This window comes from Acinetobacter sp. CAU_H_78 (assembly GCF_058599365.1).
Window position 1 is genome coordinate 2,666,679 of sequence record NZ_CM178652.1, and the last position, 12,865, is coordinate 2,679,543.

12 protein-coding genes are annotated in these 12,865 nt (G+C 43.5%); 1 reads left to right on the forward strand and 11 read right to left on the reverse strand.

The annotated features are described in order from the left end of the window. Positions 1-3: 3 nt before the first annotated feature. The 7 genes from AC4MCD_RS12670 to hcaE all read right to left on the reverse strand — a co-directional run bounded on the left by AC4MCD_RS12670 (position 4) and on the right by hcaE (position 6,517). The gene (locus tag AC4MCD_RS12670; protein ID WP_419363746.1) at positions 4-912 is read right to left on the reverse strand and encodes a DMT family transporter; all 909 of its coding nucleotides are present in this window, start codon (positions 910-912) and stop codon (positions 4-6) included. Between the two features lie 312 nt (positions 913-1,224). Next, positions 1,225-2,454, reverse strand: a complete 1,230-nt coding sequence (gene hcaD, locus AC4MCD_RS12675) for a 3-phenylpropionate/cinnamic acid dioxygenase ferredoxin--NAD(+) reductase subunit (protein ID WP_491876218.1) — start codon at positions 2,452-2,454, stop codon at positions 1,225-1,227. A 4-nt stretch (positions 2,455-2,458) separates the two neighbouring features. Continuing rightward, on the reverse strand, positions 2,459-3,424 hold the full coding sequence (locus tag AC4MCD_RS12680) for a 3-carboxyethylcatechol 2,3-dioxygenase (RefSeq protein WP_491876219.1): 966 nt from the start codon (positions 3,422-3,424) through the stop codon (positions 2,459-2,461). Between the two features lie 66 nt (positions 3,425-3,490). After that, positions 3,491-4,306, reverse strand: coding sequence for a 3-phenylpropionate-dihydrodiol/cinnamic acid-dihydrodiol dehydrogenase (hcaB, locus tag AC4MCD_RS12685; RefSeq protein ID WP_491876220.1), 816 nt, complete (start codon positions 4,304-4,306; stop codon positions 3,491-3,493). A gap of 2 nt (positions 4,307-4,308) precedes the next feature. Next, a complete protein-coding gene (hcaC, locus tag AC4MCD_RS12690) occupies positions 4,309-4,635 on the reverse strand; it encodes a 3-phenylpropionate/cinnamic acid dioxygenase ferredoxin subunit (RefSeq protein WP_004781817.1) in 327 nt (108 codons plus the stop codon). Continuing rightward, positions 4,635-5,153 carry a 3-phenylpropionate/cinnamic acid dioxygenase subunit beta gene (gene hcaF, locus AC4MCD_RS12695; protein ID WP_004781816.1) on the reverse strand — a complete coding sequence of 173 codons (519 nt, stop codon included), beginning with the start codon at positions 5,151-5,153 and terminating at the stop codon, positions 4,635-4,637. Before hcaF ends, hcaC begins: the two co-directional genes overlap by 1 nt. After that, positions 5,150-6,517, reverse strand: coding sequence for a 3-phenylpropionate/cinnamic acid dioxygenase subunit alpha (gene hcaE, locus AC4MCD_RS12700; RefSeq protein WP_004781815.1), 1,368 nt, complete (start codon positions 6,515-6,517; stop codon positions 5,150-5,152). Before hcaE ends, hcaF begins: the two co-directional genes overlap by 4 nt. A 280-nt stretch (positions 6,518-6,797) precedes the next feature. Between hcaE and hcaR the strand changes: the two genes are divergently transcribed. Next, on the forward strand, positions 6,798-7,706 hold the full coding sequence (gene hcaR, locus AC4MCD_RS12705; protein ID WP_419363753.1) for a DNA-binding transcriptional regulator HcaR: 909 nt from the start codon (positions 6,798-6,800) through the stop codon (positions 7,704-7,706). 376 nt (positions 7,707-8,082) lie between these two features. On the opposite strand, the gene AC4MCD_RS12710 is transcribed toward hcaR, so the two are convergent. The 4 genes from AC4MCD_RS12710 to AC4MCD_RS12725 form a co-directional block, all read right to left on the reverse strand. Next, positions 8,083-8,943 carry an alpha/beta fold hydrolase gene (locus AC4MCD_RS12710; protein WP_004781813.1) on the reverse strand — a complete coding sequence of 287 codons (861 nt, stop codon included), beginning with the start codon at positions 8,941-8,943 and terminating at the stop codon, positions 8,083-8,085. A gap of 283 nt (positions 8,944-9,226) precedes the next feature. Further along, on the reverse strand, positions 9,227-10,513 hold the full coding sequence (locus tag AC4MCD_RS12715; protein ID WP_491876221.1) for an OprD family outer membrane porin: 1,287 nt from the start codon (positions 10,511-10,513) through the stop codon (positions 9,227-9,229). Positions 10,514-10,928: 415 nt separating this feature from the next. Then, positions 10,929-11,948, reverse strand: a complete 1,020-nt coding sequence (dmpG, locus tag AC4MCD_RS12720; protein WP_125279391.1) for a 4-hydroxy-2-oxovalerate aldolase — start codon at positions 11,946-11,948, stop codon at positions 10,929-10,931. Positions 11,949-11,959: 11 nt separating this feature from the next. Further along, positions 11,960-12,856 carry an acetaldehyde dehydrogenase (acetylating) gene (locus tag AC4MCD_RS12725; protein ID WP_004781810.1) on the reverse strand — a complete coding sequence of 299 codons (897 nt, stop codon included), beginning with the start codon at positions 12,854-12,856 and terminating at the stop codon, positions 11,960-11,962. Positions 12,857-12,865: the final 9 nt, after the last annotated feature.

Below are 12,865 nucleotides of genomic sequence, written 5' to 3' on the forward strand. Positions count from 1 at the left end.
ATTTTAAGATTTAGAAAAATACTGCTCGCGCCATTCTTTCCAGAAGTACATCACGATCCCGAACATCACCACGGCAATTCCGGCAAAGGCATGACTGCTGATCACTTCGTTATTCAGGGTTGCACCGAGAATCAGGGCAATGATTGGCGTCATCACATTGCTGAGGGATACGGTGGATGCGGCCAGACGGCGAATCAGCCAGAAATAGCACAGCATCGCCACAATCGAAGACAGGATCATGGTAAAACCAAAGCCGAACAGTGCCTGCATACTTGGCATTTGTGTTGGGAAAGATTGCCAGATAAAAGGAATGATTAGTAATGATCCCAATGAGGAAACAATCAAAGAACCGGTGGCTTGGGACATCGGTTTTAAAGGAGCATTGATCTGCTTCACCCAGAAAATCGAGCTAATATAAGACACCATGCTAATCAGCATCAGTACTACACCCCACGGATTCACCTTACTATCTGCTGACTCCGCAAAGACAAAACTTAAACCACCGACTGCCACAGCCATACCAGCCCATTGCAGCCAAATCAGACGATTGGTTTTCAGGATGACATGCCCGATCAGACCTGCAACTAGTGGTGAGAAACCAAAAATTAAAGCCATTAAACCTGAAGTTAAATAGTTCGCAGCCAGATAGATAAATAACTGCGCACCAATGAGGTTCAGACTACCTGCTACATAGCTCATCATGGAGGTTCGATCAAATGGCAATGGATTACGCATGGCAGCCAAGATCACCAAAGCCAGCACAGAAGCACCGAAATAACGAATGATCAGCACCCACATCGGATGAACTTCTGCAACGCTCCAGACAATCGCCAGTGGCGTCGCTGCCCAGATCAGCACCAGCAAGGCATAAATACTTGCCGTCACCAGCATGGGAGATGAATTTGAATTCATAAAAGACTCAATTAAATTTTAATCAGAAAGAATTGAACTAACTTCTCGCTCAAATCCACAATCAACAATACTGATGGCGGCAGGGATGCCGCCGCTAAACTGGGATATAGGGATATATCCTTAAATCATCAAAAGATTTTTGTTTTGCGAAGTCATACTTCTCATCACCTTTGAAAAGTAAGAATCACTTACTCAAAAAATACCCATTCATAATGTAATTAGCGACAGTAATTTTACTAAAACAATAGCCATAAAAAAGCAGACCCAAGTTGCCTAAGGTCTGCCCTTTTGTAAACTTATCAATAAAGCAAATTATTTCACAAGTTTACGAAGATCCTGGCTTAGATCTAAATATTTATCTGCTTCAAACGCTGCATTCTTGCTGATCAGCTTTTTCAGGTGACGCATTTCTTTTGCCGCATTTACAGTAATACCGCCAACAATAACGCCATCAGTCACACCAAACATCACGAATGATGAGTCAGCGCGAAGCTCTGGATTGATTTCACCACGAACTTGCCATTCAGCAGCCGCCATATCACCTACGAACTGGTAATTGATATCCAACTGATCTGTCCAGAACCAAGCTGGATTTGGAGTCGGATGTTCAACGCCCATCACATGACGCGCAAAGATCCCTGCTTGCAGATTGGCATTTTCCCAGGTTTCGACACGACGATGGTTACCACATTTACGAAGTTGAGTTGCTACATCACCCGCTGCATAAATATCTGCATTTGAAGTCTGGCAGTTTTCATTCACTTTAATCGCGAAATCAACATCAAGACCTGCTTCAACTGCCAATTGTGCATTTGGCACGATACCAATACCATAAACTACAGCATCAGCGCGAAGCTCTTCACCACCTTCAAGGGTAATCACAACTTCTTCACCGTCAAGTTTGCAATCTACAATCTTGGTTTCCAGGCGAACGTCGATACCAGCCAAACGTTGTTGTTCAAGCAGGAACTCGCTCAGAATACGTGGCGAACAGCGACCCATGACCATAGGACCCATTTCGATCACAGTTACCTGACACTCTTTGAAACGTGCAGAAGAAGCCAGTTCCAGACCAATCACACCACCGCCGATCAAGACAATACGACGGCCTGATTGCAATACTGGGACAAGTGCTTGTGAATCTTCCAGGTTACGCAGCGTATAAACGTGTTTGCCCAACGCATCGAAGTTTGGCAGACGACGTGCTGCGCCGCCTGTAGCAAGCAACAGTTTGTCATAAGCAACAACGTCACCATTTTGAAGTTCAACCGTTTTCGCTTCAGCGTTGATTTTTTTCACGCCATTGCCACGAATGGTTTCTACACCAAGTTCCGCCAGTTTTTCTTCTGACAAAATTTCAATCTTGGTTTCTTCAGGTTTTAGAATCACGTCTTTAGACAGTGGTGGACGCTCATAAGGAAGATGCGTTTCATCACCGATCAGAATGATTTTACCTTCGTATTTGTTGCCACGAAGTTCTAAAATCGCGCTTGCACCTGCCTGGCCAGCACCTACAATTACGATGGTTTCGATGTTGCTCATGTCTTTAACCTTTTAACTCTGCAGATACGATGCCGAAGCCCGCAATCCATTCACTGATTTCTTCATAACAGTGCGTTGTCATTTCGTACTCGCCCATTTCGCTTAAAGCAGCAAATGCCGCCATCCACGAACGAACTTCCTGCCCACCACGGCCACCATCACGGCGGATTTCAGCTTCAGTCATGGCTTCCAGTGCAGCGAAGTCGGCATTCTTGAATTTTTCAAGCAATGCGATATCCCATTCGGCATTCAGAGGAACTGCAACAGAGGTGTCGCCTGCTGCCAGTTTCTGGCCCACAGCAATGATTTTTGACTGACGCGCGTTACGTGCTTCAGGTGTCGGGTTACGACCAGCAATCAGGAACTCTTCCACTTCTGGTGGTACAGAGCCCATTTGTGGTGTCGGTGGATCATGTGACAGACCACCTGTACCCAGAACAAGTACACGCTCATTTTCAAGGTTCAGAGATTTGATGAACTGACCTACAGCACGGCCTAAAGCGATCGTACGCTTAGTCGTTGGCATTGGTGCTGCAGCGCCATTAATGAAAATTGGAATCGTGGGATAACGATCCAGTTTGCCGTCGCACAGGAAGTGCAATGGCTGAGTCACACCATGGTCGGCTTGCATACGGTAAGAATACGCAACGTCCACACCTTCATCGAGTACACGACGCACTAAGCCCAGTGCTTTGTCTTCTGGTACATCAATGTGGTCATTGTCTTTACCGTAGTCCCAGTCCCCTGCAGCAGTCGCGCGAATCCCCACGCAGAAGCTTGGCATCAGATCATAGAAGAAACCATTGAAATGGTCAGGACCAAAGGTAATGATCAGGGTTGGGTCGTAAGCTTTTACTTCAGCAGACAGTTTTTCAAACGCTTCACGAACGGCCTGTTCTTTGCGTTTTTCCTGCGGCGAAGCAAATTCCATTAAAGGACTGTGCGAAGCACAAATAAGTTTAACGGCCATGAGAGACTCCTTGAAAGGAAGGCAGCCAAGAACAGGCTGCCGAAAAGTCCATTTCAGACTAGATTTTTATTCGTCAAAGAAACCGGCACGTGGCTGACGTAAGCCGCGAATACCCAGACCGCATTCTGCATTGATCAGAACACCAGTCAAAGGACGGTTATTTTGACGAGATGCCAAGAGCACATATGAACCTGTCATATCTTCTGGCTCAGGTAAGAAATTCAGTGGCATGCCACGTGCGATTTTCTCAGGATCACGTGCATCTAACAGGCCAAGATTTTCCTGACCTAAAGATGCAGCACCTTTGATATTCACATTCATACCCGATGGCGCAACGGCATTGACTCGGACTTTAGGTGCAAGTTCGTAAGCCAGTTCTTTCATAATGCCTACACCCGCATGTTTCGATGCAGTGTAAACCGGACCGCCACCTGCAGAATACAATGCAGAATTTGACAGTGTGAAAATGATCGAACCTTCAGATTTTACCAACTCATCAAGTGCAGCTTTCGCACCTAAGATCAGAGATTTGGTATTGATGCCCATAATCTCATCAAAGGCTTTTTCCAGCTGCTCACCAGAAGTATTGACGATATCTGCATAGTGATCCCAGATACCGGCATTACCTACGAAACAGTCGAGTTTACCGTAACGCTCTACAGTCGCTTTAACAGCACGGACGTTGTCTTCATAGTTGGCCACATCACCGGCAATCGCAAGCACGCGGTCACCGAAATGTGCGTTCAGTGCATCGACTTTAGACTGTGAACGTTGAAGAACTGCCACTTGTGCACCCTCTTCAAGGAAACGTTCTACCAGTGCCCAACCGAGGCCTGAACCACCACCAGTGATCAGTGCAACTTCGCCTTGTAGCCAACCCATGATTACTCTCCTGCCATCTCTACGTATAACGCACCATCTTCAAGTACAACCGGGAATGTTTGAATTGGGTCAGTTGCTGGTAAGCAAAGTGCCTGACCTGTTTTCAAACAGAAACGAGCTGCATGAAGTGGACATTCCACTGTACCGTCGTCTTCAAGGTAGCCTTCAGACATAGAAGCATTACCGTGTGAACAGCGGTCGTTCATTGCGAAGAATTCGCCACCGTTGTTGAATACTGCAAGCGCTTCGATACCGTTTACGCCGCAATCCACTTTTAACGCTTCGCCTTCGTCTAATTCGTCAACTTGGCAAACAAAAATCTTATTCATTAGAAGAACACACTCAGGTTATGTGAGTTATAGGTAACTTGGTCAAGAGTGATCTTACGGTTGAAGATCTGGAAGCCCAGGCCGCCTTCAACTTTGCGGATCTTGTCATGACGTTTACCACAATAAATCGTAACGTCTTTCTCTTTCTGGGTACGGTACAGAAGGTATGTCACGTACACATCGTATTCGCCTTCAACTTCAGTCGGCTCAACAATCACGTTGCTCACCATGTGAGTGGTACGTGATGGAGGCTCTTCAGCCCAAGCCATACCTGTTTCCAGACGAGCAACACGACGTTCCAGAAGATCTTTCGTATCGTTGAATACCCAAGTTGTAGGTGGTTCAACTGAACGACGACGGTCACGCGTTTGAGCGTTTGGTGTAGTACGTAGCGTGTAAGAAATATCTTCAGCCAGCGTGTCTAACCATTCGCGGAATTTCCAGTCATCAAGAAGCTTGGCTTCTTGATATAGGAACTGACTAATTTGGTGATGAAGTTCTAAACTGATTTGACTCATTTCATAAGCTCCTTCTCATATTCGTCAGCCGCAGCTTCAACGTCTTCCCATTTTTCATGAATCAATAAATCTGCCCAACGGCGGTACATACCACGTGCTGCAGTTTCAGAGAAAATATAGTTAGTGATACCCGGGATACCATCTTCACGTACTTTCTCGTTACCTTTACCCATTTCCATAATGAGTTTGTTTTGACGCGCTTTGTAACCACGTAAAACTTTTTGGATTTCGATCCAGTTTTCAGAGTCATCTTGCTCCAGGAAGCCTGCAGGACCGAAGGCACGAGTTGCAGAACGTTCAAATGCTGCTTGTACATCTTCTGGCGCGTCCGCATCACAGATACAGAATGCCCAAACTTCAGTTTTGTTTGGACCACGTGGGTGCCATACGCGAAGTGTTGCAGTACCGTTCAACCAAGACAATGTAGGGAACATGGTGTTATGACCAGCTAGACGCAGTGCACGAGTTTCACCTAGGCGTTCTTTCACTTCTTCGTAAGTTTCGCGGAAGTAGTTTGCAACTTCACCATCAACCCATACGTTTGCATCTGGTTTCTCTGTGAAGAAGAAGCCTGAACCGTGACCGCGTGAACCGTATTGGATCGCGTCTTTGGCAGTTTCCCAAACTGGGCGAGCAGTTTGTGCAGCACCTAATTTCTTAGAAGATTCGTCGTCTGGTTTCGCACCAAGCACCTGAATTGCAGATGCGTGAGAGAACAACGCGTGATATTGGTCAGATGCGAACTGTTCAGCTGCAAATTTCCAGTTACACTCGATTTCCCATTTGTGTACACCACCCACAATCACAGTACCGCCTTCACGACGATCTACAACACCGTCCAGGTACCAAGCGATATCGCCCATGTATTCTTCTAGATCTGGAGTCGTTTCATCCCAGCATCCGAAAATCAGGCCTTTGTATGATTTAACACGGTTAACTTCTACCAGACCCCATTGCTCTTTACATGCACCATGTGGGTAAGCACGATCTTCAAGCGGGATGTCTTTTAGAGAACCGTCAATACCGTATGACCAGCCGTGGTATGGGCAAGTGAACGCACGTGTATTACCACAGTCTGCGAAGCTTACGCGCATAGAACGGTGACGGCATTGGTTTAAGAATGCTTTGATTGAGCCATCTTTTTGGCGTGCCACGATGATTGGATCTTCACCCATGTAGGTATTGAAGAAATCGCCAGCCTTAGGAATTTGGCTTTCATGGCAAAGGAATAACCATGTACGACCGAAGACACGTTCAAGTTCTAATTCGTAAATGTCAGGATCTGTATAGATAGATGGCGTGATACGTCCATTTTGTGCATCGACTAAAGCGTCGATTTCGCGCACATCAATTTTTCCACTCATGAAAAGCTCTCCTGTGACCAGTTATGGCACAAAGTAATAGACTCAACTTTTCAACGATGATGGATTTTAGGGCGGTTTTGGGGAAATATTTTTTTTGTTTCAATTAATAGTTTTAAGCAATTATTCTAGGCGTGTATTTTTATATTAAAACACTAATCAATCCCTCCAAGGCATTTACTTTCTAAATGACAAAATAATCTTCACGACATAGTTGTTTATAGATTATACTCTTCTGAAATTATAGTAAGACATTTTTTGGATTACTCGACGGGCTGATGATATGGAATTACGACACCTCCGCTACTTCATTACTGTGGCTGAAGAACTTAACTTCAGTAAGGCAGCACTCAAACTTTACACGGCTCAGCCATCACTTAGTCAGCAAATCAAAGATTTGGAAGAAGATGTCGGTGTAAAACTGTTACACCGTACCAAGCGTAAAGTCGAACTGACCGAAGAAGGTGCTGTATTCCTAGAACAGGCCCGCCTGACGCTGGCACAAGCTGACAAGGCGATTGCCATGGCCCGTCAGGTCTCACAAGCCAAGCAGCAGATGCTGCGCATCGGTTTCGTCCCTGTCGCGGAAATGAAAATCTTCCCGTATATCCTGCCGAATCTGCGCGTGCAAAACCCTGATTTAAAAATTGAATTGCTCAGTCTGAACAATAATGAGCAAATGCGATTATTGAAGAAAGGCGAACTGGATCTAACCTTTACCCGTCACAATTTCCATAGTGATGAAATTGAAAGCCAGTTTGTGATTCGTGAGCCATTGATCTTCATTTTGCCGAAGGATCATCCTTTAGCAAAATACGACCGAATTCCAGTTAAATTACTGAATGGCATAGATTTTATTATTCCATCTGCAGAACAGTCACAGACTCTGCATCATACTATTCTGGATTTTGCCAAAGCCAACGGGATTGAATTTAATATTGTCCAAAAGGCGGATAATATCCTGTTCAATATCAACTCGATTGGAATGGGCTTGGGTTGTACCATCCTGCCAGGCTATATCGCGCCATTGACCATGAACAATACCGTGATCCGCCCGCTGGATGTAGAACTTCCCTTTTTAGATCTGTATGTTAGCTATCGCAAGGATACTAATTCAGTTGCAGTGAAGAAGTTCCTGGAACTCCTGACTCGCGTATTCTACCTAGACATTAACCGCGACGAACCACATTAATTTTCTATTTTTATAGCAGCACACGTAATTTCCTCTAAGAATACGTGTGCTTTTTTGTTTTTATTTTTTCTGATCAAAATTTCATTTTATATTCATTTTTCCTATGACAGATCACGTTTAGCTTGGCTTCCACTATCTCCGACCATGGCTTATTAGGTTTAATTTTTGCTCAAATTAGGCCTCTTTTACAACTTAAGTCTAATAAGAAGTCTAAGGCCCATTTTAATTTTCGAAATTCTGATTAATAGCTAAAAAGCATTAAAAATATTCAAAAAATTCACTTAATGAAATGATGCTCATTTGGCAGCTGTAAATTAAATATTTTAGAAAGAAAAAAGGATGACCGAAGCCATCCTTTTTTTAAACTGAGTACGACTTATTTTACGCCGTGTACAGCCAGGTAGTTTTTGATCACAGTGTTGAACTCATCTGATTTTTCAACTTGAGACCAGTGACCACATTGGCTGAAGATGTGTGCATCAGCATTTGGCACAATGTTCAGGATATCCCAAGTACGAGAAACTGGAATCACCACGTCTTGAGTACCGTGAATCAATAATACAGGTACAGTGATATCTTTCATTTTTTCGAAGTCTAACGGGAATTCGAAACGGTCACGGTCACGTGCGCCCACTACATCCATCAAACGGTTTGATGCATAGTCATTTGCAGCAGAAGCAAAACGTACTTTCACCAGTTCGTCAGTGATCAGATCTTTGTTCACGACAAACATAGAAAGTGTTTTCTTGATGCCTTCTTCAGTTAATACAGGGTTTGCGTGTGCTTTTAGTGCAGCAGTCTGTTTTGCACCGCCAGTACCCATAGACACGATACCTAGAACACGTTCAGGATAATCAAGTGCCATCTGGAATGCCAACCAGCCACCCAGAGAGTTACCCACTAACCAGGTTTTTTCGATACCTAATGCATCTAGAGTACGTACAGCATGATCCACCCATGCACGGATACCATAAGCAGTACCTGGTGCAACCACAGTTTGACCATAACCAATGGTATCGATTGCGATACAACGTGCTTGTTCACCAATTGAAGGCAGGTTTAACCACCAGTTTGCAGCAGCAGATACACCCGTACCTGAACCGTGCAGGAACAGAATAGGCGTACCTTCACCAATTTCATGGTAGTGAGTCAACTCACCTTCTGCAGTTTCAATCCATTTGTCTTCTAAGCCGAAGAAAGGATCTGTTTTATAATCAGGGATTTGAACAGTGCTCATCATGATTCCTCTTACAGTTTCTTGCTTGCGTGTTCCTCGATGACGAGAATTCGACGTCAAGTTGACTCATTAAAAATGATCTTTTTACCGTCTTATATTAACCGCTCTACTGTCTTCAACTGATATAAAATTACGATTGCATACTACAAAAATTATATTATTTAAGTATTTGTTTTAATTAATTATTTTAAATTTAGAACCCTGTTTAATTTAAGGTTTTGACTAAATTCTCAATTCAAAAAAAAGCAGCCAGACTACTGACTGCCTTTAAACTGCGCTTAACTTAGAATTTATGGGTATAAGTCGTCGCTACGCGGTATTCTTGAAGATCTGGTTTAGTAGGATTAGCAAAATTCACATCGATATACATCCCCTGTATGCCTAAACCTTTTAATTTACCTTCTGGCACAGTGTAGTTGATGATCGCATTCACCTCATCGGTATTGAAATTCTGACCTTGATAGGCCCCAGTACCTTTCTGATCGTATCCTTTAAAATAAATCGCTGTAGCATTCAGGCCCTTCAAACCGACTTCAGAGAAGTCATAGCCATAAGAAACATTCCATGACTTTTCTTCTGGTGCAGTAAAGGTTGCAACGCCCCAGTTCACCAGATAAGGCTGCGGCACCCAGCCGCCAAGTGTTGGAAATGCAGTATCACCAAACATTTGCTGATAACCCAGACCTACGGTATGCGCACCATGGTTAACTTTTGCCCCTACTGACAATGCCTGATTATCAATATCACCATACAGTTTGTCACCTGAATCTGAGTTATCAAAATAACGCACATGGCTATCTAATTTGGTTTTTTCGCCTAGCGCAGTTTTGTAATTCACACCCAAGTAATGCTGTTGGTAGATGTCTTGAACATCTGCATACCAGTAGCTACCACCAATTTCAGGCGTGAACTGGTGATCTACACCGGCAATCCACATACCATCAGATTCAGGACCTAAGTCATAATGACCTTGTGTACCATCAGGTAAAGTTCTACTAGGAGAAAATAAAGCTAAATCACGGAACTGATTGTCGTAACGGTTATTAATTTTATCAATATAAGCCAAAGTCAGTTTGGTATCTTTAATCTCTTTAGATTCTAACCATGCACCGCTATAAGTAGTGATGAGCTGACGGGATGGATCAAATACCAGCACTGGAGATACCGGCAATAATTCACCTACTTTCAGCTCAGTCTCAGAAACTTTAGCTTTTAAGGTTGCGCCAACTTTACCAAAATGATCTTTAGATTCTTTACCATCGTGAGGCAACACCCAATCCGGATTTTGATCACGGCCGTTGAGTTTAACTGCATGTTGAACCAGAACATCTGCACCAACCTGCACCCCACCACCGATATCGTGATAGCCTGACTTCGCATCCAAAGTCACACCTTGTGACCAAGAACCCCAATTACGTGAAGAAAAATCATCTTGATACTGACGATCTAGATAAAAGTTTTTAAATTTTAATTGAACATTACTGTCGTCAATAAAATCTGCATTCGCTGCAGTTGTTCCTAAACTTGCTGTTGCAGCAAGCATTGCTATCCATAAGTTTTGACGACGCATGGCTTATTCCTAGTAATCAAATTAAGCTATGCCGCTATCATGCTCAACTCTAGTTTTTTTAAAAATCCGACTACAGTATTAAAATTTTTCTATTAATCTCTATAGATAGAATAAGTATGCTGAAATTTGAAAAAGACTTATATTTATAAACAATTAACTAAAATAAAAAATTAACCAGATAATCAATATAAATCCATGTTTTCTCTTATATAAACAGCCATTATTTTTTTATAATTTAAAAATAACTTTTTATTTATCGTTTTTATGTTTAAGGAAATGTGTTTGATTATTTTCGTAAAATAAATAGTAATAATTAAAATATCTTACTCCATCGTTTTAATATCTTATTAATTTTATTCAAATAAATAAAAAAGCGCCCTTCCGGACGCTTTTTTTAAAATTTAGCTTTTGACTATTAAGCTTGAAGCTCTTTCGCTTTAGACATAGTCAATGCTAAATCTTCAATCATATCTTCCTGACCACCAACGGTACCACGACGACCAAGCTCAAGCAGAATTTCACGAGCAGATACGCCATATTTCGCTTCAGCACGTTTAGCGAACAGCAGGAATGAAGAGTAAACGCCAGCATAACCTAGAGTTGCAGCGTCACGGTCTGCACGGATCTGGTGTGTCATCATTGGGATGATCAGATCTTCTGCAACGTCTTGTACTTTAAACAGGTCAACGCCAGTTTCCATTTGCATACGATTGGCAACCGCAACAAACAGTTCAAGTGGCGTATTACCTGCACCAGCACCCAGACCGGCAGATGCCAAGTCAACACGTGTTGCACCCGCTTGTACAGCAGAAACAGAGTTAGCAACACCCATACCCAAGTTATGGTGACCATGGAAACCGATTTCGATATCTGAACCTAAGTTAGCACGTAAGATACCAACACGGTCAGTCACGTCTTGCGGAAGCATATAACCAGCAGAGTCAGTCACATAGATACAGTTAGCACCGTATGACACCATTTTTTGTGCTTCTTCAAGCAATTTTTCAGGTGTTGCCATGTGAGCCATCATCAGGAAGCCCACAGTGTCCATACCCAGTTTACGAGCAGCAGTAATGTGCTGTTCAGAAACGTCTGCTTCAGTAGAGTGAGTTGCAACACGAATAGTTGCCACACCTACATCATGCGCCATTTTCAGGTGATCAACCGTACCAATACCAGGAAGTAAAAGTGCAGAAACTTTTGCTTGTTTCAGGTTTGGAATCACTGCTTTCAGGTATTCTTCATCAGTTGCAGCCGCGAAACCGTAGTTCACAGAGTTACCGCCAAGGCCGTCACCGTGTGTTACCTCGATTAAAGGTACACCTGCATCATCCAGAGCAGTTGCAATCGCAACCATTTGCTCAGGTGTAGTTTGATGGCGCATTGGATGCATACCATCACGTAAAGTCATATCATTAATAATAATCTTAGACATGAAGGTGCTCCTTAAGCTTCAACTGCATTTAAAACACGTTCTGCGAACATTTCTGCGGTACGTGCAGCTGCTGCAGTCATAATGTCGAGGTTACCTGCATATTTAGGCAGGAAGTCACCCAGACCTTCAACTTCAAGGAAGATCGATACGCGGTTGCCATCAAATACTGGACCATTCACCAGTTTGTAACCTGGTACGTATTTTTGAACCTCGAGGATCATCGCATGTACAGATTCAGTGATCGCTGCCTGATCTGGCTCACCTTCTACTAGACAGTGAACAGTGTCACGCATCATCAGTGGTGGCTCAGCAGGGTTAATAATGATGATCGCTTTACCTTGTTTCGCGCCACCCACTTTCTCAATCGCACCAGCAGTAGTACGGGTGAATTCGTCGATGTTTTTACGTGTACCAGGACCGACTGATTTAGTCGATACAGTCGCGATAATTTCGCCATAGTTCACAGGCTGAACGCGAGAAATCGCAGCAACCATAGGAATAGTTGCCTGACCGCCACAAGTCACCATGTTAACGTTTGGCACTTCGCCTTGTTCAAGCAATGCTTCAAGGTTCACTGGTGGTACGCAGTAAGGACCGATTGCAGCAGGTGTTAAGTCAATCATTAACACGCCAAGTTCGTTCAGCTTGCGGCTGTTTTCAGCATGCACATAAGCAGAAGTTGCATCGAAGGCGATTTTGATGTCATCTTCAACTACGTGAGGCAGCAAACCGTCTACGCCTTCAGCAGTGGTTTTTAAACCCATTTTTGCTGCACGTGCTAGACCTTCAGAAGTTGGGTCAATCCCCACCATCCATACTGGTTCTAACCATTCGCTGCGTTGCAGTTTATAAAGCAAATCAGTACCAATATTACCTGGACCGATCAATGCACATTTAATCTTTTTCATGAATGTACT

Bases quoted from the DNA above. Each gene is read 5' to 3' on its own strand.
- AC4MCD_RS12670 (WP_419363746.1), bottom strand. From the start codon at position 912: ATGAATTCAAATTCATCTCCCATGCTGGTGACGGCAAGTATTTATGCC.
- hcaD (WP_491876218.1), bottom strand. From the start codon at position 2,454: ATGAGCAACATCGAAACCATCGTAATTGTAGGTGCTGGCCAGGCAGGT.
- AC4MCD_RS12680 (WP_491876219.1), bottom strand. From the start codon at position 3,424: ATGGCCGTTAAACTTATTTGTGCTTCGCACAGTCCTTTAATGGAATTT.
- hcaB (WP_491876220.1), bottom strand. From the start codon at position 4,306: ATGGGTTGGCTACAAGGCGAAGTTGCACTGATCACTGGTGGTGGTTCA.
- hcaC (WP_004781817.1), bottom strand. From the start codon at position 4,635: ATGAATAAGATTTTTGTTTGCCAAGTTGACGAATTAGACGAAGGCGAA.
- hcaF (WP_004781816.1), bottom strand. From the start codon at position 5,153: ATGAGTCAAATCAGTTTAGAACTTCATCACCAAATTAGTCAGTTCCTA.
- hcaE (WP_004781815.1), bottom strand. From the start codon at position 6,517: ATGAGTGGAAAAATTGATGTGCGCGAAATCGACGCTTTAGTCGATGCA.
- hcaR (WP_419363753.1), top strand. From the start codon at position 6,798: ATGGAATTACGACACCTCCGCTACTTCATTACTGTGGCTGAAGAACTT.
- AC4MCD_RS12710 (WP_004781813.1), bottom strand. From the start codon at position 8,943: ATGAGCACTGTTCAAATCCCTGATTATAAAACAGATCCTTTCTTCGGC.
- AC4MCD_RS12715 (WP_491876221.1), bottom strand. From the start codon at position 10,513: ATGCGTCGTCAAAACTTATGGATAGCAATGCTTGCTGCAACAGCAAGT.
- dmpG (WP_125279391.1), bottom strand. From the start codon at position 11,948: ATGTCTAAGATTATTATTAATGATATGACTTTACGTGATGGTATGCAT.
- AC4MCD_RS12725 (WP_004781810.1), bottom strand. From the start codon at position 12,856: ATGAAAAAGATTAAATGTGCATTGATCGGTCCAGGTAATATTGGTACT.